Here is a 24,151-nt window from a genome sequence, read left to right as displayed (position 1 = left end):
TAGCGGGAAACGCAGCCCGTCGACAGCGGGCAGCGCCATAATAGTGATCGGAAAAGAGGTGGAAAATCGCCATGAAAGCAGATCTGCGCACCCTGGATCTTAACCTGCTGAAAACGCTGGATGCTCTGCTGGACGAGCGCAGCGTTACCCGCGCGGCGGCGCGTCTTGCGCTGACCCAGCCCGCCGTGAGCGGCATGCTCAACCGCCTGCGGGATAACTTCGACGACCCGCTGTTTATCCGCGCACCGCACGGAATAGTGCCAACAACGCGCGCGGAAGCACTCGCGGCGCCGGTAAAACGTATTCTGGCGGATATCGACGTGCTGCTGCAGCCCGTCGCTTTTGATCCACTCACCGCCAGTCTCACCTTCACCCTTGCCGCGACCGACTACGCTCTGCGTGCGGTGGTGGTGCCGTTTATCGCCGCCCTTAAGACACAGGCGCCTGGCATACGCGTGCGCGTGGTGCCCGTTACCCCCGGTAGCCTTGTCAGCCAGCTTGAGCAGGGCGCTATTGACGTAGCGCTTATCACTCCCCACACCACGCCAGATGAGCTTCACAGCCGTGCGCTTTATGATGAACGGTACGTCTGCATGATGCGCGCCAACCATCCGGATGCCGGAAAACCGCTGACGATAGACCGATTTTGCGCCCTGGAGCATGTGCTGGTCTCTTACGAGGGCGACGGTTTTCGCGGCGTAACCGATAGCGCGCTGGAGAAAATTGGCCGGACACGGCACGTGGGACTCTCGGTGAGCCACTTTTTGGTCCTGCCAGACGTGCTGGCTCTCAGCGATATGATTGCCGTCGTGCCTTCACGTATAGCGGAAAACCAGACGGGGATGTTTGTCTGCGAGACACCGGTTCCCGTGCCCGGCTTTACCAAAAGCATGGCCTGGCACGGCAGAACGCACCGCAACCCCGCGCAGGCGTGGCTGCGCGGGTTGCTGCTGGAGACGAGTCAGCGCGCCTGAAGCCCTTTCAGCAGCGCCTCGTGGAAGCGTGCAGGATCCTGCATCTGCGGCGCGTGGCCCATGTCGCTAAATTCCACCAGCGTCGCGTGCGGAATACGTTTTGCCGTCTCTTTCCCCAATACCGCATAGTTACCCAGCGTCTTGCGGATTTCCGGCGGGGCGAGGTCTTTCCCGATGGCAGTGTTGTCCTTCGTACCGATCATCAATAATACCGGCATCTTTAACTCACTAAATTCATAGATAACAGGCTGGGTGTAAATCATGTCGTAGAGCAGCGCCGAGTTCCAGGCCACGCGCGTCTTACCCGGCCCGTTGTTAAGCCCGGCGAGCATAGTCACCCAGCGCTCATATTGCGGCTTCCACTCCCCGGCGTAGTAGGTATTTTTCTCGTACTGTCGAATGCCGTCGGCGCTGACGTTCAGCTCGCGCTGGTACCACTGGTCAACCGTAATGTGCGGCACGCCGCGCGCTTTCCAGTCCTCCAGACCAATCGGATTGACCATCACCAGCTGTTCAACCTGCTGCGGCCACATCAGCGCGTAGCGGGTCGCCAGCATGCCGCCGGTCGAGTGGCCGATGACCGTCACGCGATCGACGCCGAGCGATTTGAGCAGCGCGTGGGTGTTATCCGCCAGCTGCTGGAAGGTGTACTGATACCGCTCCGGCTTGGTGGATTTGCAGAAGCCGATCTGGTCAGGAGCTATCACCCGATATCCGCTCGCCGAAAGCGCGCGGATCGTGGCGTCCCACGTGCCGGCGCAGAAGTTTTTGCCGTGCATCAGCACCGCGGTGCGGCCGTTGGGGTTTTCCGGCTTAACGTCCAGGTAGGCCATATCCAGAGACTGATTTTGCGAGGTAAAGGTAAAGTGCTTTACCGGCCAGCCATAGTCGAAACCTTCCAGCTTCTCGCCGTAGCCAGGGGCATTCGCGGCCATCGCGGGGGAGGCCAGCGCCATCAGCAGCGCGAGGCAGGATAATCGTCGGGTCAACATGCAAGCTCTCCGTTAGCAAAAAGGGCTAAGGCTGCACGAAATGCGGCAGCAAAAAACACTGTAGAGCATACGGGGGAGCGGGAGTGTAAAGCGGGGTAAAGGTAAGCGTGAGGGAAATAAAAAAGCCCGGCGGTCAGCCGGGCAAAGAAGTCACCTGCACACTCAGGCTGCTTTCAATTTCTGCTTCTGCGCACGATTCTCACGGCGGATCTTACGTTCTTCCAGCACCGCTACCATCGCCATCAGGACGATACAGCCGATGGCTGCCGCATCCAGCGCGGCGAAGGTGCCTGCCCAGCCGGTGAGACCGAAAATCGGCGTGCCGTCGGCGATCATCCCCAGACCCAGCTTGGCGAAGCTGTCGCCGATCAGGTAGGCGAAGGTGCCTTTAATCCCATCGGCGGCGCCGATCGCTTTTTTCGGGACGAAGCCCACTGCCGCCACGCCGATCAGTAATTGCGGACCAAACACCAGGAAGCCGAGCGCGAACAGGGACGCCAGATAAACGTACTGGTTGCTGGCATGCTGGTACACGCCGAGGGTGGCGATAATCAGCGCCAGCGCGACGCAGGCCACCAGCGCGCGACGACCGTTGGCGAGGTCAGAGAGCCAGCCCCACAGCAGCGTGCCGACCAGCGCGCCCACTTCGAACAGGGTGAAGCCCTGAATCGCCACTTCTTTAGAAAGCTTCAGCTCCTGGAAGGCATACACGGTCGACCACTGGTCAATACCAATGCGCACCACGTAGAGGAAGATGTTCGAGAAGCAGAGCAGCCAGATCACTTTGTTTTTCAGCACGTACTCAACAAAGATCTGCCATTTGGACATCTCGTTTTCTTCGGTCTCTTTGTCCTCTTCGCTGATCTCCTCGCCGAACAGCTCTTCGGCTTTACCGAGGCCGTAGGATTCCGGGGAGTCGCTGCCGTAGCGCAGGCCGATAAAGCCAACAATCAGGGCGATAATCGACGGGAAGATAAACATGCCGATCACGTGGCCGTCGAACAGGTAGTTCGCGCCGAACAGCGCCACGCCTGCCGCACCCGCCCCGCCGAGGTTGTGGGAGATGTTCCACATGCCGAGGTACGAACCACGCTTGCGGCGCGGGGTCCATTTGGTGATGGTGGAGTAGCTGCACGACCCGCCGGTGCTCTGGAAGAAGCCGCTCAGGGCGTAGAAGGCGATCATCATGAACAGGCTAACGGAGCCGGTGCCCATGCTGGCGCTGAAGCCGAGCATACAGATGGCGGAGAGGATCAGCATAAACGGCAGGAACTGCTTGGTGTTTTTGCCGTCCGCGTAGTAGGACACAACGGTTTTCCCCACGCCGTAGGTGATGGAGAAGCCCAGGCCAATCATCCCCAGCTGCGTCATGCTCAGCCCGTAGGTGGAGATCATGTCGTTCTGTGCGATGTTAAAGTTTTTGCGGATCAGGTACATGGTCAGGTAGCCGATAAAGACCACCAGATAAGACTGCATGAACGGTTTGAACCACATCTTGCGCCGCACGTCGAGCGGCAGATCCAGGGTCGGCTTGCGCACCTGATTTAAGAAGGCCAGCATGACTGAGTTACTCCTGAGCTGATTTTTGCAGCATTGTAAAAATCAGCCGGGAGAGATGCCTGAGACAGCGTCCAGGTAAAACCGGGAAAATTTCTTAGTTTTGCGCTATTCGGGGTGAAAAGGTGAGACGCATCACGCTTCGTTCACCTCGCGTGGCGCCTGCGCGTTCAAAAACGGCAGCAGCAGCAGGGCGGAAATCCCCGCCGCGATGGCGATCGCCGCGAAGAACCCGCTCCAGTGCCAGACGTCGATGACTCGTGCCAGCGGCCAGCCGGAGAGCGACGCGCCGAGGTAGGCAAACAGCCCGACAAAGCCCGTCGCCGCGCCAGCCGCCTCTTTGTGGGAACACTCCGCCGCCGCCATGCCGATCAGCATCTGCGGGCCAAAGACGAAGAAGCCGATGGTGAAGAAGCACGCCGCCTGCATCACGTAGCTGGCAAATGGCATCAGCCACAGCGAGCCGACGGAGAGCAAAATCCCGGCAGCAAAAATCAGGTTCATCGGCCCGCGGTTACCGTTGAACAGCTTGTCCGATCCCCAGCCCGCCACCAGCGCGCCGATAAACCCGCCCAGCTCGAACATCGTCACCGCCGAGTTGGCGGTGACCAGGTCCACGCCCAGCGTCTCGGACATGTACAGGTTGCCCCAGTCGTTGATCGCCGCGCGCACCACGTAGACCAGCACGTAGCAGAGCGACAGTAGCCAGATGTACGGATTTTTCAGCACGTACTTAGTGAGGATCTCCCTGCGGGTCAGCCCCGCGCCTTCCTGCTGCTGGGCAATCTCCATCTCGTCGTGCCGCCAGTCACCTACCGCCGGCAGGCCGACGGTTTGCGGCCTGTCGCGCAGGCGCCAGCAGAGGAACAGCCCGGCGACAATCGCGAGGCCACCGGCAATCATCATCCCCGCGCGCCAGCCGTAGTGCAGCGCCGCCGCGCCCACCACCATCGGGATCAGCGCCCCGCCGACGTTATGCGCGGTGTTCCAGATCGCCCACCAGCCGCCGCGCTCATTGCGCGAGTACCAGGCGGTGAGCAGGCGGGCGCAGACCGGCGCGCCCCAGCCCTGGAAAAAGGCGTTCAGCGCCCACAGCAGGGCAAAGGCCCATAGCGAGGTGGAGAAACCAAACAGGATGTTCACCACGCCGGTGGCGATCAGCCCGACACCCATAAAATAGCGCGCGTTGGAGCGGTCACTGACGATGCCGGAGAAGAACTTCGACAGGCCGTAGGTGATGTAAAACAGCGTCGCCAGCAGGCCAATATCGGTGCGCGTCATCACGCCGCTGGCGAGGATTTCCGGCGCGGCGGCGTTAAAGCTTTTACGGGTGAAGTAGAACAGCGCGTAGCCGAGCCAGATGGTAATCAGGATATGGCGACGCCAGTAGCGGTAGCGGGCGTCGATTTCCGCTTTATCGCCAATCGGCACGACGCTGGCAGGGGTTTTAAACATGGTGGCTCCGTAACGGCAGGCTGACGCTAACGCGCGTCCCGTGGGTGCAGGAGATATTCAGCGTGCCGCCGAGCGCCTTCACGCGCTCGCGCATGCCCGCAAGGCCAAAGCCCTGCTGGCCGGAGCCCGGCGGCAGGCCGCAGCCGTCGTCTTCAATCACCAACATCAGGCGCTCGTCCTGCTGCCAGCCCTGGATCGTGACTGCGCTGGCACTGGCGTGTTTGACGATATTGTTCAGCCCTTCCTGACAGACGCGGAACAGCGTCACGCGCTGGCCTTCGCTCAGGGTAGCTTCATTGATGTGCCAGTCGAGATGACTGACAATCCCGCGGCTTTCCAGCTCCATCTCGCGCATCAGGGAGCGCACCGCCTGCTCCAGCGTCAGGTCATCAAGCTGGCGCGGGCGCAGCCGTCCCAGCAGGCGACGAACGGAGTCATAGACGCCCAGCGAGAGCTGTTCGATATGCGCCCCGCCCTGCTTCACGCCCGCGTTTTCTGCCGCCAGGCGCTGGACAATACCCGCCTGGGTGCGAATGGCGGTGATGGTCTGGCCGATATCGTCGTGCAGCTCGCGGGCGACCTCCTGCCGCACGCTCTCTTCCGTCTCCAGCAGACGCTCCGCCAGACGACGGTTGCGCACCAGTTCGGTCTGCAGGGACTGGTTCAGCTCGCGCAGGCGCTGAATGCCCGCGCCGAGCAGCAGCCCGGTCAGGCTCTGGGCCAGCAGGGAAAGCAGTAAGTCCACAGGATGATCGTGCCAGGTCTGGCTGGCAATCAGCGCGATGGCGTTCATCAGCGTGGCGATCAGCGCCCCCTGCCAGCCGTAGTGCCAGGCCAGGGCGATAATCGGCAGCGCCAGACAAAAGGGGGTAAAGCGTGAAAGTTCGGCGGGCAGGCCAAGCTGTAGCCACAGGCTCACCACAAACAGCAGCAGATACCAGATGAGGTGCCGGGCGCGCCAGTTCACCGGTTGAGTAACCAGCGCCGGGCCGAGCGGCTGCCAGACAGTGCTGGTGAGGTAGTGCCAGAAAACGAGGCAGGTCGGCGCGAGCGTCAGGCCGCCGGTCAGGGCCAGCAGCAGGGCGTTGAGCATCTCCTTCTCGCCGACCCACGGAAGCGACTGCAGCAGCGCGGCGGCAATCAGCGCCGCCCCCTGACGCAGCAGCGTGCGCCAGTCGCGCTGGTGACGGTAGCGGGAAATCAGCGCAACCGGGAGAAGCGTAAGCAGGCTTCCGGTCATCAATAAGGGCAGGTGCGCGAGGGCGACTTCCTGCGCCAACCAGACCAGCATCAGCCACTCTGCGCCCAGCAAAACGGGCCAGTAGCCGCGTGGGCATTGCAGCATCAGCCCCAGACGCAGGCCGAAGGGAAAGAGCAGTACAGCCAGCTCCGGGCGCTCCACCAGATGCAGGCTGATGCTCCACAGGCAGAACCAGGCGGCGGAGAAGATAAAAAAGCTGGCGACGACGGCGATCAGCCGTGAAAAAGCGGAACTCATTGCCAGCTGTCGAACATGCGGCGCGCCAGCTCAACGTCGTTGCTGACGTTAAGTTTTTCCATCAGGTTGGCGCGGTGAACGTGCACGGTTTTCGGGGACAGATCCAGCTCTGCGGCAATCTCTTTTACTGACATTCCCTGCGCGAGTTTTTCCGCAACCTGACGCTCGCGTTTGGTGAGCGGATCCTGACGTCCTGCCGCCAGCTTGATGGCGATATCCGGCGTTAAATAGCAGCCGCCGGTGGAGACCGTACGCACCGCGGCGATCAGTTCGTCGGGGCTACAGCGTTTAGAGAGGAAGCCGCGCGCGCCCGCGTTGAGCGCCTGCTCGACCAGCGCCGGGCTGTCGTGGACTGACAGCATAATCGTCGACATTCCTTTCGGCAGCTGGCTTAGCAGCTCCAGTCCGGAGAGATCCGGCATCGAGATGTCGCAGATACAGACCTGCACCCCGCGCCCCGGCAGGCCCGCCAGCGCCTCGCGACCGGAACCAAACTCCGCCACGACCTGGAAATCCGGTTCGAGGTTGAGAAGCTGGGCAAAGCCAGAGCGGACGATAAGGTGGTCGTCGATAAGGGCGATGGTGGTCATGTGTGTTCCTGCGGTCTGAAAATGCCGGATAGCGCTGCGCTTATCCGGCCTACAAGAGCGAAAGGCGCTTACCTTAAGCGATTTACTCGAAAAACACCGCAATTTTGTTAAACATGGTGGGATCGGACTGATTGCGCGCCACTTTGGTGACATCTTCCAGCTTGTCGATCTGCGCCATCATCTGCTCCAGACGCTGATCATCATTGACCAGTAGCCAGATGCGGCTGTGCTCGCTGCCCTGAATCGGCAGACAAAGAATACCTTCCACGTTAAACGCACGGCGGGCAAACAGCCCACAAACGTGCGTCATGACGCCAGGGTGGTTGCGGACGGTGAGTTCCAGAATGACGTTATCATGTTGTTTCTGCATGGTTTATTCTCCCACCATCTCAGTATTTGCCGCACCCGGCGGCACCATCGGATACACTTTTTGTTCAGGGTCGATACGCACGTGGATCAGCGCCGGGCCGGGGCGAGAAATCGCCGCCTGCAGCGCCGCGTGGGCATCCTCTTCGGCGTTCAGATCGCAGGTATGCAGGCCAAAACCGGCGGCAATCTGCATAAAGTTAATCATCCCCGGATAGGTCGCCGCAAACACGCCCTGCTTGTAGAACAGGCTCTGCTGTTGGTGCACCAGCCCCAGCGCCTCGTTGTTCATCAGGATAATTTTCACGTCTAACTGGTTTTCGGCTGCAGTCGCCATTTCCTGAATGTTCATCATCAGGCTGCCGTCGCCGGAGAAGCAGATGACCTTGCGGTCCGGATTGGCGAGCGCCGCGCCCACGGCTGCGGGCAGGCCAAAGCCCATGGTGCCAAGACCGCCGGAGGTCAGCCACTGGCGCGGACGGTTCAGCGGGTAAGCCTGAGCGGTCCACATCTGGTGCTGGCCCACATCGGTGGTGATAATCGCGCTGTCGTCCACGCAGGCGGCCACGGCGTTGATCAGTCCGTAGTGGCTCAGCGGGTCGCCTTCGGTTGGGATGGCGCCCGGGAACTCGCGCTGCAGATCGGCCACCAGCTTACGCCAGTCGGCGCGGTCGGCTGCGTCCGTCTGCGGGATCAGCTGCGCCAGCACCTCTGCCACGTCGCCCTGAATCGCCACGTGCGGCTGCTTGATTTTACCCAACTCGGCGCGGTCGATATCCACGTGAATGATTTTGGCGTTCGGGCAGAACTGCTCGGTTTTGCCGATCGCCCGGTCATCAAAACGTGCGCCCATAACGATCAGCAAATCCGCTTCTTGCAGGATGTAGTTGGTGCTGCGCGCGCCGTGCATGCCCAGCATGCCGAGAGAGAGCGGGTGCGCTTTTGGCAGCATGCCCAGCGCCATCAGGGTCATGGTGGTCGGCAGGTTGACTTTTTCCGCAAACTGGCGGATTTCATCCGCGGCGTTAATCGCTCCGCCGCCCAGATAGAGCACCGGGCGTTTGGCGGCGTTAATCATGGCGGCGGCATCGCGCACGCTCTCAGCGCTGAATTCTGGCGCGGGCGCACGGTCGCCCGGCTCGGGCAGCACGTCTATCTCGATCTCTGCGGTCTGGACATCCTTAGGAATGTCTATCCACACCGGGCCCGGACGGCCAGACTGCGCAATGCGGAACGCATCGCTGATAACCTGAGGCAGCTCGCTGATATCGCGAACTAAATAGTTATGTTTGGTGATGGGGATAGAGATGCCGTAGGTATCCACTTCCTGGAACGCATCGGTACCGATCATCGAGGACGGCACCTGGCCGGTAATGCAGATCAGCGGAATGGAGTCGAGGCGCGCGTCGGCGATGGCGGTCACCAGGTTGGTTGCGCCCGGGCCGCTGCAGGCCATACAGACCGCCGGTTTGCCCTGCGTACGCGCCATGCCCTGAGCGATAAAGCCTGCCCCCTGCTCGTGACGCGCCAGCACGTGCCGGATCTGCGTGCTTTGGCTCAACGCATCGTACAGCGGCAGCACCGTGCCACCAGGGATACCCGCAACGGTAGTGATGCCCTGTCGTTCCAGCAAATGAACGATCAGCTGCGCGCCGGTGAAACGCGTCTTCGTGGATGTTGTGCCCGAAATTGCCATGCTCCAGTCCTTTTCTTCTGGGCCGACTTTCCGGGGAGGCTCTTAAACGAAAAACCCCGCCCGGTTTGCGCCGGCGGGGTTTTGGATTCGTGTGTTGATCCAGTCCCTACGGCGCATTGCCGACGACCACCACCACACGCACGACGACCACTGCGGCTGGTTGCGCAGTTTTTAGTAGGGTCGAAGTGAAGATGGATGAAGTCATTGGGGACCTGTGTTTGGAATCATTGATTGAATTTATACAAACACAGGTTTTCGGGCATGACAATGGAAATATTTTCATCTGCGCAAAAATGCGTCAGGGATCACGTTTCGTTTGTTGAGTGATAAAAACAAAAAACCCCGCCTAAGCGAGGTTTTTATCAGGGTTTTGCGGTTGGTCGCCGCAGAACACACTGTGTTACGTCAACGCAAAAAGTATACGCGATCGAAGAGGAACGCGCAATTCCGGCACGGATTTTGACGTTTTTGAGTATGGATCGCCTTCCAAATTTTGTCCATAAAATACTGTTCATACATACAGTATTTATCTATACTGAGGGTGTTCGCAGTGAGCGAGGGGGCCGCAGTTCTACCGGCGCAACGAAGTCCTGACTGAAACGGGTGGTGCCGTCAGTGCCTTAACCCCCTGAAGTGAGCACACTGTGTTACGTCAATCCAGGTGCTGGCAACAGGCGGCGGAAAGGTACGCCAGCATCGTGCTCCTTTTAACCAAAAGGAGACGCGTATGAGCGTAGTGGATATGGTGATACTTATCCTCAAACTCATTGTTGCAGTACTGCAACTGCTTGATGCTGTCCTGAAATTCCTTCGGTAATTCAGGTTCAAGTCGCACCTGAGAGGGGCGGGCAACCGCCCCTCTTTAATAACGAGGGAATGCTATGTCGCGTCTGTTAATTGAGCCTGTCACACCGGATGAGCCGGGGTATATCGCCCTGAAAGCGGAAAGTATCGCATTGAATTTCAACATGCTGCGCAGGCTGGAAGAGAACTGGCAGCGTGGCGAGAACCGCTTTAACGCGCCGGGTGAAAAACTGCTGGGTGCGTTTCTTAACGGCAAGCTGGTCGGCGTGTGCGGCCTCAACCGCGATCCGTTCAGCCAGCAGCCGCGCGCCGGACGTATTCGCCATCTCTACGTCAGCGAGAAGTGTCGCGGGCTGGGCATTGGCAAACAGCTTTTAACCGTGGTAATGGCCGATGCCAGCATCTGGTTTGATTTCCTGAATACCCATGCGCCGGACGCCGCATACGGTTTCTATCGTCAGGCGGGTTTTACGCTGGTCTCAGACGAACCGCGGGTGACACACCGCCTTTTTTGTGCGGTGTAACCTGCTGGCAGCATCAGGATGTGAATGTTACAGTTGAGTGACAATTCATCACCCGATACGCCATGACCCTCACCGTATTCTGCATTTTGCTCTTCGCCGCGCTGCTGCATGCCAGCTGGAACGCCATCGTTAAGGCCGGAACGGACAAGCTCTATTCCGCAATAAGCGTCAGCGGCTCCGCCACGGTTATCGCTCTGGTCTTACTGCCGTTTTCTCCACAGCCATCTGCTGCCAGCTGGCCGTTTTTGATTGTCTCCTGTGCCTTACAGGTGGTGTACACCGTGCTGGTAGCGAAGACCTATCAGGTCTCTGACATGAGCCAGACCTATCCGCTGATGCGCGGCACCGCCCCGCTGCTGGTGGCGCTGATCAGCGTGCTGGCGCTCGGCGATAGCCTCTCATGGCTCGCCTGGTCCGGCATTGGCGTGATCTGCCTGTCGATTCTCATTATGGCGATGCATGGCCGTATGCAGTCACGCAAAGGGATCTGGCTGGCGCTGCTGAACGCCTGTTTCATCGCAGGCTACACGCTGGTGGACGGCACCGGCGTGCGGCTGTCCGACACCGCGCTGGGCTATACGCTGTGGACCTTCTTTATGAACGGCTTCTGCCTGCTAAGCTGGGCGATGGTTGCGCGTCGGCGCGAGGCGTCCGGCTACCTGCGCCTGCACTGGAAAAAGGGATTACTCGGCGGTGTTGGCACCATGGGATCTTACGGTCTGGCGCTCTGGGCAATGACGCAGGCCCCGCTGGCGGTGGTCGCGGCGCTGCGTGAAACCTCCATACTCTTTGGGGCACTGATCGCGTTTGTCCTTTTAAAAGAGAAGGTTGCGGGTCTGCGCATCGCGGCGGCACTGGGTATTGCCGGCGGCGCCATTCTGCTGCGCCTGGCGTAAATCACTGGCAACATTAGTTGCCGTTCTTGTTTACAAATCCTGCCTTACCAGGTTTTTTCATTCACCACGACAATGCTTAAATTGTCATCTCACTGTGGTAGATTCTTCGCGCATTTATGGGAATGCGCAGTCACTTATTCTTCATTTTTCTCTTTTGGCAAAAGTATTCAGCGACATGAAAAAACAAAGGAACGTTAACTTATTGTTGATGCTGGTGTTACTGGTGGCCGTCGGTCAGATGGCGCAAACCATCTACATTCCGGCGATTGCCGACATGGCAAAGGAACTTAACGTCCGCGAGGGCGCAGTGCAGAGCGTGATGGCAGCGTACCTGCTGACCTATGGCGTTTCGCAACTCTTTTACGGTCCGCTGTCCGACCGCGTCGGGCGCCGCCCAGTGATCCTGGTGGGCATGAGCATTTTCATGGTGGCGACGGTGATTGCCATTACCACGCACAGCCTGACCGTGCTGATTGCCGCAAGCGCCCTACAGGGTGTCGGAACCGGCGTCGGCGGGGTGATGGCGCGAACCTTACCGCGCGATATGTATCAGGGTACCCAGCTCCGTCATGCCAACAGCCTGTTGAACATGGGTATTCTGGTCAGCCCGCTTCTCGCCCCGCTGATTGGCGGCCTGCTGGACACGATGTGGTCCTGGCGCGCCTGCTACGCCTTCCTGCTGGTGCTCTGCGTGATTGTCACCTTCAGCATGGCGCGCTGGATGCCGGAAACGCGCCCGCAGGACGCGCCGCGCACGAAGCTCATCACCAGCTATAAGACGCTGTTCGGTAACGGATCGTTTACCTGCTACCTGCTGATGCTGATCGGCGGCCTGGCGGGCATTGCGGTGTTTGAAGCCTGCTCCGGCGTGCTGCTGGGCGCGGGGCTGGGCCTGAGCAGTATGGTCGTGAGTATTCTGTTTATTCTGCCGATCCCGGCGGCATTTTTCGGCGCGTGGTTTGCCGGACGCCCGAACAAACGCTTCTCAACCCTGATGTGGCAGTCGGTGCTCAGCTGCCTGCTGGCGGGTCTGATGATGTGGATCCCGGGGCTGTTTGGCGTGATGACGGTCTGGACGCTGCTCATCCCGGCTGCGCTATTCTTCTTCGGCGCGGGCATGCTGTTCCCGCTCGCCACCAGCGGCGCGATGGAGCCGTTCCCGTTCCTTGCTGGCACGGCAGGTGCGCTGGTGGGCGGTTTGCAGAACATCGGTTCCGGCGCGCTGGCCTGGCTCTCGGCCATGATGCCGCAGACCGGGCAGGCTAGTTTGGGTTTGTTGATGACGCTGATGGGGCTACTGATTTTGCTGTGCTGGCTGCCGCTGGCGTCGCGTGTCCCGCATCACGAGCAGCCGGTTTAACCGCATGATGGCCCGGCTTCTCGCCGGGCTTTTCACAGACGGGTGCAATCATCGCCTGTAGTAACGGCTCTGGCGCAGGCCGCCAGGCGCCCTCTTCCCCGTCGTAAAACTGGAAGTCCGCGTTCAACGCATAAGGGATTTTCGCCTTTTGCAGCTCGCAGGCCATAAAGGTGGCGAAGGCCAGCTGCGAAGCGGTTGGCGTGAGGTGGTTTGACTCCCCCACGCCCCAGCCTCCGACCCAGCTAACGTGCCCGGTTTTTTGCTGCCAGCGCAGCGCGGTATTGATGCGATTATGGATAGCCGCTTTCTCCGCCGCCGTGCCGGACGTCCACGGGTATTTACCGCTATTTTTCAGCGGCCCCCACGGGAAAATATGCCACTCCGCCAGCAGGTAGTTTTGACTGTGCGCAGGCAGCTTCAGGCTGGATAAATCCTCCGGCGCGGCACGCAGGCGTGGCGCAATAAAGATCATGCGCTGAGGGTCAATATCGTGGATCGCTTTAATGGTTTTTTCATACACGCGGTTTAGCGACGTGAGGTTGTGGTTAAGCTTGTCGGCGGGCTCATAAATGAGATCAAAACCCAGCAGCGGGTAGCTCTGACCGAAATAGTGTGCCACGGCAATCCACCAGTTGATCGCCTCTTTCTCGTTATCGGCTTTTGGGTCGTTTTTATATTCATCAGCCTGATAAGCGACTATCGGGATCACGCCATACTGCTCGCAGGCTTCTACCAGCTTGCGCAGGTGGATCAGCCGCGCTTCCGTCGGCTCATCGGCCACGCGGATGCGCACGTGGGTAATGCCTTTTGCACGAAAATCCCGTACCACCAGCGGGTCGAATTCGCGTATGCCGCGCTCGGTGCGCGCCCAGTCCACATCCATTCCGACGCCCAGCTGCTGCGCATAATGGGCAGCCGTCAGCGGCGGCTCAGCGGCAATCGCCCAGCAGGAAGAGATCAGCAACGCAGTGGCAATAAAAGGCTTTAACACGGTTTACCCTGGATAAATCGAAAGCATTACCTGTATTTAGCACGCTTTTTCACATTTGGTGTAGAGCGAAAGCGTAATAATTCTTCAACCTGCCAGCTCTCGAAGCCAGCCGATAAAGGCGTCTATTTTCGGCCACTGACGGCCAGAAAGCGTCGAGATATAGTAATGCTGATGGCACTTGAGGGTCTTTTCGCCAAACGGGGCGATAAGCTCGCCCCGTTCGAGCCGTTTCTGCACCAGCCGCTTTCTGCCCATCGCAACGCCTACGTGGTTGATGGCCGCAATAATCGCTAAGTCGGAACGATCAAAACCAATACCCGACGATGGCGGCATATTCACCGCAAAGTGCTGCGCCCAGCTCAGCCACTCATCCGTACCGGAATCGTTGCTCCAGGCCTGACGGTCGTGCAGCAGCGTGCAGTGGCTGAGGTTATCGGGGTTTTTCAGCAGTTCATGCTCGCGGGCATACTGCGGCGAGCAGACGGGGAGAATCTCCTCGTCCATCAGGAAGTGATGTGAGAGGTGGTTTGGCGGCGAATCGTCGAAATAGAGCGCCAGATCGACGCCCGTTCGCTGCATATTAACGTAATCATTGCCGGTCAGGATGGTGAGTGAGATCGACGGATAGCGGCGGGTAAAGTCCCCCAGCATGGGCACCAGCCAGCACTGGGCAATCGACGGGCGGGAGTAAACCGTCAGCGTGCCGGAGAGCGCCTGGTTTTTGATATCCAGGATCTCCTGATTCAGGGTGTCGAGGGACGATTTTAGCGTCCAGTAAACGCGCTTGCCTTCCTGCGTCAGCTCGACTTTCCGGTGCGAGCGGACGAACAGCTGAATGCCCAGTTCCTCTTCCAGCAGGTTGATGCGGTGGCTCACCGCGCTGGGGCTGAGCGACAGCTCCGCCGCCGCCAGGGCGAAGGACTCATGCCGGGCAGCCACTTCAAAGGTGTACATTTTCGACAGCTGCCAGCCGTTTAACAGCCGGTTTCTGGCTTCATTTGCATCGGTCATCACAATTCTCGCGCGTGGTATCTGCGCTCAGCATACCGCTCAAGGATGAATTTATGTGAACCTAATACGAGTTAAGTGCACTTTTTAGAACGCAGTCACTTAGTTGATCCAATCTGGCTCACCTGAACGCCAATTTATATCGTTTGTCAGCCTACGCCGTTTTTTCGTCCAATACCCACAGATGACATAAGGGTGAGGTGAGATATGGGATCGCAGGTCTGGGTTGTGGCAACGCTGCTGGTCAGCATTGTGTTGATTGTTTTAACCATCGTAAAACTGAAGTTTCACCCGTTCCTCGCGCTGCTGCTGGCGAGCTTTTTCGTCGGCGCGATGATGGGGATGAGCCCGCTGGATATGGTGAATGCCATCGAGAGCGGGATTGGCGGTACGCTGGGCTTCCTGGCGGCGGTGATTGGCCTTGGCACCATTCTCGGCAAAATGATGGAAGTCTCCGGCGCGGCCGAGCGCATCGGGATCGCACTGCAGCGCTGCCGCTGGCTGTCAGCGGACGTGATTATGGTGCTGGTGGGCCTTATCTGCGGCATTACCCTGTTCGTGGAAGTGGGCGTGGTACTGTTGATCCCGCTGGCGTTTTCCATCGCCAAAAAGACCCACACGTCGCTGCTCAAGCTGGCCATTCCGCTCTGTACCGCGCTGATGGCGGTGCATTGCGTGGTGCCGCCGCATCCTGCGGCACTGTTTGTGACCAATAAATTAGGTGCGGACGTGGGAACGGTCATTGTCTACGGTTTGATGGTAGGCCTGATGGCCTCGCTGGTCGGCGGCCCGCTGTTCCTGAAACTGCTCGGCAACCGTCTGCCGTTTAAACCGGTTCCGGCGGAATTTTCAGACCTGAAGGTACGTGAAGAGCACACCCTGCCGTCGCTGGGCGCCACGCTGTTCACGGTGCTGCTACCGATTGCCCTGATGCTGGTGAAAACCATCGCCGAGCTCAACATGGCAAAAGAGGGCACGCTGTATACCCTGCTGGAGTTTATCGGCAACCCGATCACCGCCATGTTTATCGCCGTGTTTGTTGCCTACTACCTGCTGGGGATCCGCCAGCATATGGGCATGGGCACAATGCTGACGCACACCGAGCACGGCTTCGGCTCTATCGCCAACATTTTGCTGATTATCGGCGCGGGCGGCGCGTTTAACGCCATTCTCAAAACCAGCGGACTGGCGGACTCGCTGGCGCATATTCTCTCGAACCTGCACATGCACCCTATCCTGCTCGCCTGGCTGGTGGCGCTGGTGCTGCATGCCGCCGTCGGCTCCGCCACGGTCGCGATGATGGGCGCCACGGCGATCGTCGCGCCGATGCTGCCGCTCTACCCGAATGTGAGCCCGGAGATCATCACCATTGCCATCGGTTCCGGCGCCATTGGCTGCACGATCGTGACCGATTCCCTCTTCTGGCTGGTGAAGCAATACTGCGGCGCGACCCTGAATGAGACCTTCAAATACTATACGACGGCGACCTTTATCGCCTCGGTGCTTGCACTTGGCGGCACATTCCTGCTTTCTTTCATTATCTGAGCGCGAAGAGACGTACTATGGAAAACGCAACTATCACTACTTTAACCGCACAGTTTCCTCTGGTTGAGGATCTGGTTGCCCTGAAAGAAACCACCTGGCTAAACCCGCGCACCACGACGCTTGCCGAAGGGTTGCCGTATGTCGGGCTGACCAAAGCCGACGTGGACGACGCCCACGCGCGGCTCAACCGCTTCGCGCCGTATCTGGCGAAAGCCTTCCCGGAGACGGCGGCAACGGGCGGAATTATCGAATCCGAGCTGGTCGCCATTCCGGCAATGCAGGCGCGGCTGGAGAAAGAGTCTGGCAAATCCGTTCCCGGCACGCTGCTGCTAAAAAAAGATAGCCATCTGCCGATCTCCGGCTCGATCAAAGCGCGCGGCGGCATCTATGAGGTGCTGACCCACGCGGAGAAACTGGCGCTTGAAGCCGGGTTGCTGAGCCTCGAAGACGACTACAGCATTCTGCTGGAGCCGCGCTTTAAGGAATTCTTTAGCCAGTACAGCATTGCGGTAGGCTCAACCGGCAACCTCGGGATGTCCATCGGTATTATGAGCGCCCGCATCGGCTTTAAGGTGACGGTGCATATGTCCGCCGACGCCCGCGAGTGGAAGAAAGCCAAACTGCGCAGCCATGGCGTCATCGTCGTGGAATATGAGCAGGATTACGGCGTGGCGGTAGAGCAGGGACGAAAGGCGGCGGAAAGCGATTCCAACTGCTTTTTCATCGACGATGAAAACTCGCGCACCTTATTCCTGGGCTATGCGGTGGCGGGCGAGCGACTGAAGGCGCAGTTTGCCGAACAGGGCCGGGTGGTGGATGCGGAGCATCCGCTGTACGTCTACCTGCCGTGCGGCGTCGGCGGTGGCCCTGGCGGCGTGGCGTTTGGCCTGAAGCTGGCCTTTGGCGATAACGTTCACTGTTTCTTCGCGGAGCCAACGCACTCACCGTGCATGCTGCTGGGCGTCTACACCGGCCTGCACGATGAGATTGCCGTGCAGGATCTGGGCATTGATAACGTGACGGCAGCGGACGGCCTGGCGGTAGGACGCGCCTCCGGCTTCGTGGGCCGCGCGATGGAGCGCCTGCTCAACGGGTTCTATACGCTTTCCGACCAGAGCATGTACGACATGCTCGGCTGGCTGGCGCAGGAGGAAGGCATTCGGCTGGAACCGTCCGCGCTGGCGGGGATGGCTGGGCCGCTGCGCGTTCATTCGCATACCAACGTTACCCACCTGGTTTGGGCGACCGGCGGCGGGATGGTACCGGAAGACGAGATGGCGAAGTATCTGGCGAAAGGGAAGTAATTATGCCGGGTGGCGGCTGCGCCTTACCCGGCCTATAACTGCAAAATTTGTTGAATGTGGGTGACAGCAAACAGCAGTGACAGCGACAGCACGGCCAGGGCGATGAGGAACTTATCCCGCACCGCCTTCGGCTGTACAAAGTCATCCTGCGCCACGTCCATCAGGTTACGGCTGCGGGTATAGCGCCATAAAATAATCGCCACCAGCGCCAGCACGATAATTGAGATCCAGAATGGCCCCCCCGTGCGGTGCCAGTTGTGCTTAATCGCCAGGGCAATCAGCGCGCCATACCCCAGCAGCGTGCGCAGCCAGGCCAGTGACGTCCGCTCCGGCTGCAGACCGGGGTCCGCTTCGCGTCGCGCTTTGCGGCTATCCGCCATAGAACACCAGCACCATTACCACGCCCGCCACCGTCAGCAGAATCGTGCTGATAATCAGCAGCCCGCGCGTATAGGGCAGATCCTGCTTCAGACGCATCGCCTTCTCATTGCGCAGCCAGCGCAGGTAGCCGTAAATCGCCAGCACGCCCGCGAACAGGCACAGCAGCAGCGCCAGCACTTCACGAATTAATGGGGTGGCAAACTCGGGAGCAAGCTGATCGAGGCCGACACCGGCGGCCAGAAAGCCCAGCGCGGTGCGGATCCACGCTAAAAACGTGCGCTCATTAGCCAGAGAGAAGCGGTAGTCCGGCGCTTCGCCGAGGCGGGAAATTTTCATGAAGGTTCCTTGTCGTGCTACGGGCAGGCTTCAGCATAGCGTAAATCGACAAGGACAAGGAGACCGGCATCGGGCGATGCCGGTCAGGACGATTAATGCAGCTCTGGCCAGTACGCTTTGTTGGCCTCGATCAGATCATCCAGAATCGCTTTCGCGACGGACGCGCTCGGCACGGTTTTCGACAGGGTGATAGCCTGCCAGAGTTTCTGGTACGAGCGCTGCTCCCAGGCATCCACCACCAGTTTTTCCACCGCCACCTGCTGGCTCATCAGCCCTTTCTGGAAGTGTGGAATATCGCCCACTGTGAGCGGCTCCGGTCCGTTATGGCCCACCAGGCACGGGATCTCCACCATCGCATCGGCATCGAAGTTATGGATGGCCCCGTTGTTTGGCACAATCAGCAGCATCCGCTCCTGGGTGTTGAAGGCAATCGCGGTTGCCAGATCGACGATGTACGACGCGTGTTCGTCGATTTCCAGCTCACCGGCGGAGGATTTTCCCGCCTCGATAATCGCCCGGCAGGAACTGAACACGTGCTTCTCACGGTGATCCATGACCTCATTGGCGCGGGTGCGTTCCGGGTTGGAATGCGCGACCACGTAGTCCGGGAACAGGTAGTACTTCAGGTAGGTGTTCGGCATGGTGTCCGGATCCAGCGCCTGCACGTCTTTTGCTTTGGCAAAGGTATCGTTCCAGCTCGCTTCGGTATGCGCATCTTCCGAAGGCGGAACATAGCCGTTTTTTGCTACGTATTCCCGCAGTTTCGGCATCAGATCGTTGCCGTTGAGATCTTCAATCGACGTCCACCAGCCAAAGTGGTTCAGGCCATAGTAGCGCACGCGCATCTCTTTGCGGTCCTTCAGGCCGACAATCTGCGCCATACGCCCTTCAATGCCAATCGGCATATCGCAGATGTTGAGGATTTTGGCGTTCGGACGCAGGCGGCGCGTGGCTTCCGCAACAATCGCCGCCGGGTTGGAGTAGTTCAGCATCCACGCGTTCGGGGAGTACTGCTCCATATAGTCCACCAGCTCCAGCACGCCGCCGATAGAGCGCATGCCGTAGGAAATCCCGCCAGGTCCGCAGGTTTCCTGGCCCAGCACGCCGTGGCGCAGCGGGATTTTTTCATCTTTTTCACGCATCGGGTATTTGCCCACGCGGATATGCGCCATCACGAAATCCACATCGCTAAACGCCGCTTTCGGATCGGTGGTGTAGCTGAACTCAATCTCCGGCGCCTGCTCCCTGAGGATGATTTTGCAGGCTTCGGCGATGGTTTCCTGACGTGCGCCGTCGTTGTCATAAAATTTCAGGGCGCGCAGCGGGAAACGGTCACGGTTGGCTAACAGCATCAGGACGATACCAGGCGTAAAGGTGCTGCCGCCGCCTGCAATGACAACTGAGAATTTTTTCATGATATAGCCTCTGTCAGGGTGGTTTGTTCATTTGTTAAAGGAGTTTTCATCAGCGATTCCAGCTGGTCGCGCACCTGAGGAACGTTCAGGCCGACAATCACCTGAATGCCGTTGCCGCGTCGCACCACGCCGTGGGCGCCGAGGGCTTTGAAGACGTCATCGCTTTGGGTTTTCGCCATATCGACCAGGGCGATACGCAAGCGGGTGGCGCAGTTGTTAATGCTTTCGATGTTGGCCGCGCCGCCGAGCGCCTGAAGGAACCCGGCAGCCTGCCCGACCTGCTGGCTGGCCGCTGCCGGGGCGGTGGTTTGCCCGCGCGCCGCCTTATAGTCGGCCTTGCTGTAGAGTTTGATTTCGCTCTCTTCCCGGCCCGGCGTTTTCAGGTTCAGACGTTCGATCAGCGTTTTGAAGACCACGAAGTAGATCCCGGTGAAGCAGATGCCGATGCCGATCTGGGTGAATACCGTCGAGGCGTGGTTATGGAACATCGGGATCCAGTTTTGCGGCAGGAACTGGTCCAGCAGGCCGCCGCCCATGTTCCCGACCACGCCGAAAGCGTACATCACCGTTGCCATGGTGGCTGCCAGCACGGCGTGCACGGCAAACAGCAGCGGCGAGATAAACAGGAAGGTGAATTCGAGGGGTTCAGTAATGCCCACCAGCACGGCGGTGAGCGTAGCCGGGACCAGCAGGCCCGCCACCTTGACGCGGTTTTCCGGCGACGCGGTGTACCAGATAGCGAATGCAATCCCCACCGAGCCAAACACTTTTGAGTTGCCGTGCAGCGCGAACCCGCCTTCCGGGAAGAGGGTTTTCAGCGGCAGGGTGCTTTGGCTGAACGCCTGCAGGTGCTGCGCCCAGTAAACCTGGATACCGCCTTCCACCGCCGCCGGGCCGAAGATAAACGGACCGTAGACGAAGTGGTGCAATCCGGTTGGGATCAGAATACGTTCCAGGAAGGTATACACCCACACGCCCAGCGCACCGGCAGAGCGCAGGAACGCCTGCAGGGACTCGATGCCCATCTGCACTTTCGGCCAGCCCAGCAGCGTCAGCCAGGCACAGGGGATCATGACGAAGAACGCGAGGATAACGACGAAGGAGCTGCCCTGGAAAATCCCCAGAAACACCGGCAGCGGCTTGTCGAAATAGCGGTTATGGATGGCGGTGACGATGCCTGAAATCACAATGGCGCCGATGATGCTGGTATCGAGCGTTTTGATCCCGGCAATCATCGCCAACCCGCTACCTGCCGTCGGTTCGGCGGAGAAGTCGACGCCAAAGAAGTGGCCCCAGGTCATCCCCATCGCGTTAATGAAGTAGTTCCAGGTCAGGAAGCTAATCAGCACCGCCAGACAGGCGCGGCCCTGCGCCTGCTTCGCCAGGCCAATCGGCAGGCCGACGGCAAAAATCAGCGGCATATTGCGAAACACCGCCCAGCCGCCCTCTTCAATGATGTGAACGATCTGCGCGAAAAGATGATCGGGGGCGGTTAAGGCTTCGCCGACAAACAGCGGGTTGCGAAGCATGATGGCGATTCCGACCACGATCCCGGCGAACGGAAACAGCAACACCGGAGTAAACATGGCACCGCCAAAACGTTGTATTTGACTGAGCATTTTTAAATCCTCATGAAACAACCTGTAGGGGTAGAGGCCTTTATGGTTTTTTGCTGGCCTGAGGTGAGCATAAGAACTTACTGATGCGCGAACATGGCGTGCCGCTGCGATTCGTGATCGCATTCATGGTTTTATTTTGACCAATCAGGTCTACTTTTAGCGGTAAACATGGACATGTCAGGACGCAATCCACGCACTAATATGGGCAGAGAGGTCTACTGGTGATCTACAAATCTATCGCCGACAGATTGCGGCTGCGGCTGAATTCATCGGACTACAACATCGGCAGTCCGCTGCCCGGCGAAAAAGCGCTGGCGCAGGAGTTTGGCGTGGCGCGAATGACCATCCGCAAGGCGCTGGATCTGCTGGTGAACTGGGGTCTGGTTGAGCGACGGCACGGCAGCGGAACCTTTGTCTCACGCAAAGACGTTCACCACGAAACCACCAACCTGACCGGGCTGGTGGAGGTGCTGCGTCAGCAGGGAAAAGAGGTGCAGAGTAAGGTGCTGCAGTTCGAAGTGATGCCCGCCCCACCCGCCATCGCCAGCCAGCTGCGGATTCAGGTGGATGAGCGGATCTATTTTTCCCGGCGGGTGCGCTACGTGGACGGGAAGCCGCTGATGCTGGAGGACAGCTTTATGCCGGTGAAGCTGTTTCGCAACCTCTCTCTGGCGCATCTTGAAGGGTCAAAGTTTGATTACATCGAGAAGGAGTGCGGGATCACCATCAGCGGCAACTACGAGAGCCTGACGCCGGTGCTGGCGGATAAACAGCTGGCTGGCTATATGAATCTACCGGAACAGACGCCGCTGCTGCGCATTACCTCTCTCTCCTACAGCGACAGCGGCGAGTTCCTCAACTATTCCGTCATGTTCCGAAATACCAGCGATTACCAGGTGGACTACCATCTGCGGCGCATCCACCCGGAAGATTTACTAGCCTATCCCCCAGAACAGCACCGCCAGTAGCTGCGGGGTGATGATACGCAGGAACATCACCAGCGGATAGACGGTGGCATAGGAGAGCGCGGCCGCGCCGCTGGTGGCGTGCAGGTTGTTGGCAAAGGCCAGCGCGGGCGGATCGGTCATGGAGCCCGCCAGCATCCCGCACAGCGTCAGGTAGTTCATTTTGGCGAACATCCGCGCCAGTATTCCCACCGTCAGCAGCGGGATCGCCGTGATGAATATGCCGTAGCCGACCCAGCTCATCCCTTCCCCCCTGACCAGGGTATCGACAAAATCCCCGCCGGATTTTAGCCCGACTACCGCCAGGAACAGCACAATGCCCAGCTCGCGCAGCGCGAGGTTAGCGCTAGGCGGCATAAACCAGTAGAGCTTACCGATGCAGCCAATACGCCCGAGGATCAGCGCCATAATCAGCGGCCCGCCCGCCAGGCCCAGCTTGAGCGCGACCGGGAAGCCCGGCACGTACACCGGAATGGAGCCGAGCAGCACGCCGAGCCCGATACCGATAAACACCGGCAGCATCTGAACCTGCTGCAGTTTTTGCTGGGCGTTACCCACCATATCCGCCACGGCGTCGATGGACGACGGGCGGCCGACCAGGTTGAGGATATCCCCGAACTGGAGGCTGGCGTCCTGGCTGGCAACCAGTTCGACACCCGCACGGTTAAGGCGGGAGATCACAACGTCATAGCGCTCTTTGACCTGCAGATCGCGTATCTTCTTGCCCAAAACCTTTTCATTGGTCACGACAACGCGCTCGACGCGCATATCGGTGCCGCGGGTTGAGAGCGAGGTATCCACTTCCTGCCCAATCACCAGACGGGCGTTGTTTAAATCGCCGGGCTGACCGACCAGGTGCAGCAGATCGCCCTGCTGAATGACGGTGCCGGGCGCGGGCACCATCAGCATATCGTCACGCTTGAGGCGGGAGCAGATGATGTTGGCGCTATTGAGGATCGGCACGTCCTGAATCGCCATATTGTTCAGGTTGGGGTTATCGACGCGAATATTGATGGTTTTGATCGGCATATGGCCGTTGGTGAGCGTGGTTTCATGATCCATCGCCTCTTTTTCAACGTTGACGCGAAACAGGACGCGTACCAGCCACATGGAGAGCAGAATGCCGCAAATGCCAAACGGATAGGCCATGGCGTAGCTCATCCCCATCTGGTCGACAATGCCAGGTTCGATACCCAAATCGCGCAGGATTTGCTGGCCCGCGCCGAGCGCTGGCGTGTTGGTGACCGCTCCGGAGAAAATGCCCAACACCACGGGCAGCGGGATATCGAAGATTTTGTGCAGGATCGCGGTGACCAGCCCGCCCATCACCACAATGCCGAGGGCAAACAGGTTGAGCCGTAGTCCGGAGACCCGAAGTGAAGCAAAAAAGCCCGGCCCGACCTGAATGCCGATGGTATAGACGAAGAGGATCAGGCCGAACTCCTGAGTAAAGTGGAGCATTTCGGCACTGAGGACCAGCCCGAGCTGGTCGGCAAAGTGCCCGACAAAAATGCCGCCAAACAGTACCCCGCCTATCCCAAACCCGACGCCACGGATTTTGATATTCCCTATCCACAGGCCAACAACAGCGACCAGGGCCAACACGCTGACGGTTAACGCGATATCACTCATGATCCACTTCCTGTGCATAACCTTAGTTATGCTAAGGATTCTCTCAGAGCCGGATGCGATTGTATGGGCGATGGCGCACAAAAAAGCCGAAGGTAAAAGCAAAACGGTCACCCAAAGGTGACCGTTTTTTATGTTTGCGCCCTCTCCCCGTGGGCTGAGGGATCCCCAGTAATTTTTTAACCGGAAGCGGTCAATGTTGCTTCTGGAAAATTAATGACTTACAGCGACTCCCTGGTCCGGCTG

General features: G+C 59.2%; 23 protein-coding genes. 8 read left to right on the top strand and 15 right to left on the bottom strand.

Translation table 11 applies throughout. The annotated features are described in order from the left end of the window. Positions 1–71 precede the first annotated feature (71 nt). Entirely contained in the window at positions 72–974 is a 903-nt protein-coding gene (locus KW829_RS20515; RefSeq protein ID WP_100167488.1) for a LysR family transcriptional regulator, read from the top strand. Here KW829_RS20515 and KW829_RS20510 read toward each other — a convergent pair. The 8 genes from KW829_RS20510 to ivbL form a co-directional block, all read right to left on the bottom strand. After that, on the bottom strand, positions 962–1,966 hold the full coding sequence (locus tag KW829_RS20510; RefSeq protein ID WP_172701431.1) for an alpha/beta fold hydrolase: 1,005 nt from the start codon (positions 1,964–1,966) through the stop codon (positions 962–964). The two genes, KW829_RS20515 and KW829_RS20510, sit on opposite strands and share 13 nt — an antisense overlap. A 162-nt stretch (positions 1,967–2,128) precedes the next feature. Next, the gene (uhpT, locus tag KW829_RS20505) at positions 2,129–3,526 is read right to left on the bottom strand and encodes a hexose-6-phosphate:phosphate antiporter (RefSeq protein WP_172701430.1); all 1,398 of its coding nucleotides are present in this window, start codon (positions 3,524–3,526) and stop codon (positions 2,129–2,131) included. Positions 3,527–3,658: 132 nt separating this feature from the next. Next, entirely contained in the window at positions 3,659–4,978 is a 1,320-nt protein-coding gene (locus tag KW829_RS20500; protein WP_218308939.1) for an MFS transporter, read from the bottom strand. Then, positions 4,971–6,476 (bottom strand): signal transduction histidine-protein kinase/phosphatase UhpB, encoded by a 1,506-nt coding sequence (gene uhpB / locus KW829_RS20495; protein WP_172701428.1) that lies wholly within the window; start codon positions 6,474–6,476, stop codon positions 4,971–4,973. The genes KW829_RS20500 and uhpB overlap by 8 nt, the downstream gene beginning before the upstream one ends. Continuing rightward, a complete protein-coding gene (gene uhpA / locus KW829_RS20490; RefSeq protein ID WP_042714360.1) occupies positions 6,473–7,066 on the bottom strand; it encodes a transcriptional regulator UhpA in 594 nt (197 codons plus the stop codon). Before uhpA ends, uhpB begins: the two co-directional genes overlap by 4 nt. 82 nt (positions 7,067–7,148) lie before the next feature. Continuing rightward, a complete protein-coding gene (gene ilvN, locus KW829_RS20485) occupies positions 7,149–7,436 on the bottom strand; it encodes an acetolactate synthase small subunit (protein WP_010426528.1) in 288 nt (95 codons plus the stop codon). Positions 7,437–7,439: 3 nt separating this feature from the next. Further along, positions 7,440–9,128 carry an acetolactate synthase large subunit gene (gene ilvB, locus KW829_RS20480; RefSeq protein WP_089598313.1) on the bottom strand — a complete coding sequence of 563 codons (1,689 nt, stop codon included), beginning with the start codon at positions 9,126–9,128 and terminating at the stop codon, positions 7,440–7,442. 106 nt (positions 9,129–9,234) lie between these two features. Continuing rightward, the gene (gene ivbL, locus KW829_RS20475; RefSeq protein WP_057979964.1) at positions 9,235–9,333 is read right to left on the bottom strand and encodes an ilvB operon leader peptide IvbL; all 99 of its coding nucleotides are present in this window, start codon (positions 9,331–9,333) and stop codon (positions 9,235–9,237) included. Positions 9,334–9,855: 522 nt separating this feature from the next. Here ivbL and tisB point away from each other — a divergent pair. The 4 genes from tisB (at position 9,856) to emrD (ending at position 12,712) form a co-directional block, all read left to right on the top strand. Then, entirely contained in the window at positions 9,856–9,945 is a 90-nt protein-coding gene (tisB, locus tag KW829_RS20470; protein ID WP_023309830.1) for a type I toxin-antitoxin system toxin TisB, read from the top strand. Between the two features lie 64 nt (positions 9,946–10,009). Further along, positions 10,010–10,456 (top strand): GNAT family N-acetyltransferase, encoded by a 447-nt coding sequence (locus KW829_RS20465; RefSeq protein WP_089598314.1) that lies wholly within the window; start codon positions 10,010–10,012, stop codon positions 10,454–10,456. Between the two features lie 62 nt (positions 10,457–10,518). After that, the gene (locus KW829_RS20460; protein WP_010426533.1) at positions 10,519–11,352 is read left to right on the top strand and encodes an EamA family transporter; all 834 of its coding nucleotides are present in this window, start codon (positions 10,519–10,521) and stop codon (positions 11,350–11,352) included. Between the two features lie 175 nt (positions 11,353–11,527). Beyond that, complete coding sequence (gene emrD, locus KW829_RS20455; protein WP_218308937.1) at positions 11,528–12,712, top strand: multidrug efflux MFS transporter EmrD; 1,185 nt, start codon at positions 11,528–11,530, stop codon at positions 12,710–12,712. On the opposite strand, the gene KW829_RS20450 is transcribed toward emrD, so the two are convergent. Then, positions 12,615–13,703 (bottom strand): cellulase family glycosylhydrolase, encoded by a 1,089-nt coding sequence (locus KW829_RS20450; protein ID WP_218308935.1) that lies wholly within the window; start codon positions 13,701–13,703, stop codon positions 12,615–12,617. The two genes, emrD and KW829_RS20450, sit on opposite strands and share 98 nt — an antisense overlap. Positions 13,704–13,787: 84 nt before the next feature. Further along, positions 13,788–14,714 carry a DNA-binding transcriptional regulator DsdC gene (dsdC, locus tag KW829_RS20445; RefSeq protein ID WP_218308933.1) on the bottom strand — a complete coding sequence of 309 codons (927 nt, stop codon included), beginning with the start codon at positions 14,712–14,714 and terminating at the stop codon, positions 13,788–13,790. 204 nt (positions 14,715–14,918) lie between these two features. Between dsdC and dsdX the strand changes: the two genes are divergently transcribed. Together dsdX and dsdA are read left to right on the top strand one after the other, a co-directional pair. Next, positions 14,919–16,256 carry a D-serine transporter DsdX gene (gene dsdX, locus KW829_RS20440; protein WP_032662040.1) on the top strand — a complete coding sequence of 446 codons (1,338 nt, stop codon included), beginning with the start codon at positions 14,919–14,921 and terminating at the stop codon, positions 16,254–16,256. A 17-nt stretch (positions 16,257–16,273) separates the two neighbouring features. Then, positions 16,274–17,560 carry a D-serine ammonia-lyase gene (dsdA, locus tag KW829_RS20435; protein ID WP_172701420.1) on the top strand — a complete coding sequence of 429 codons (1,287 nt, stop codon included), beginning with the start codon at positions 16,274–16,276 and terminating at the stop codon, positions 17,558–17,560. A gap of 32 nt (positions 17,561–17,592) precedes the next feature. Here the strand turns inward: dsdA and KW829_RS20430 are convergent, their stop codons facing one another. The 4 genes from KW829_RS20430 to KW829_RS20415 all read right to left on the bottom strand — a co-directional run bounded on the left by KW829_RS20430 (position 17,593) and on the right by KW829_RS20415 (position 21,311). Next, complete coding sequence (locus tag KW829_RS20430; RefSeq protein WP_010426539.1) at positions 17,593–17,940, bottom strand: DUF202 domain-containing protein; 348 nt, start codon at positions 17,938–17,940, stop codon at positions 17,593–17,595. Beyond that, a complete protein-coding gene (locus KW829_RS20425) occupies positions 17,930–18,277 on the bottom strand; it encodes a YidH family protein (RefSeq protein WP_010426540.1) in 348 nt (115 codons plus the stop codon). Before KW829_RS20425 ends, KW829_RS20430 begins: the two co-directional genes overlap by 11 nt. A gap of 92 nt (positions 18,278–18,369) precedes the next feature. Continuing rightward, positions 18,370–19,692 carry a 6-phospho-alpha-glucosidase gene (locus KW829_RS20420; protein WP_108417248.1) on the bottom strand — a complete coding sequence of 441 codons (1,323 nt, stop codon included), beginning with the start codon at positions 19,690–19,692 and terminating at the stop codon, positions 18,370–18,372. Beyond that, complete coding sequence (locus KW829_RS20415; RefSeq protein ID WP_218308932.1) at positions 19,689–21,311, bottom strand: alpha-glucoside-specific PTS transporter subunit IIBC; 1,623 nt, start codon at positions 21,309–21,311, stop codon at positions 19,689–19,691. Before KW829_RS20415 ends, KW829_RS20420 begins: the two co-directional genes overlap by 4 nt. Positions 21,312–21,532: 221 nt before the next feature. Between KW829_RS20415 and KW829_RS20410 the strand changes: the two genes are divergently transcribed. Beyond that, positions 21,533–22,279 (top strand): GntR family transcriptional regulator, encoded by a 747-nt coding sequence (locus tag KW829_RS20410; RefSeq protein WP_218308930.1) that lies wholly within the window; start codon positions 21,533–21,535, stop codon positions 22,277–22,279. Here the strand turns inward: KW829_RS20410 and KW829_RS20405 are convergent. Next, on the bottom strand, positions 22,247–23,908 hold the full coding sequence (locus KW829_RS20405; protein ID WP_218308928.1) for a putative transporter: 1,662 nt from the start codon (positions 23,906–23,908) through the stop codon (positions 22,247–22,249). The two genes, KW829_RS20410 and KW829_RS20405, sit on opposite strands and share 33 nt — an antisense overlap. Positions 23,909–24,151: the final 243 nt, after the last annotated feature.

Origin of the sequence: Enterobacter sp. ENT02, assembly GCF_019219165.1 — a bacterium.
GTDB classification, from domain to species: domain Bacteria; phylum Pseudomonadota; class Gammaproteobacteria; order Enterobacterales; family Enterobacteriaceae; genus Enterobacter; species Enterobacter mori.
This window is presented reverse-complemented; position numbering and strand designations above follow the sequence as displayed.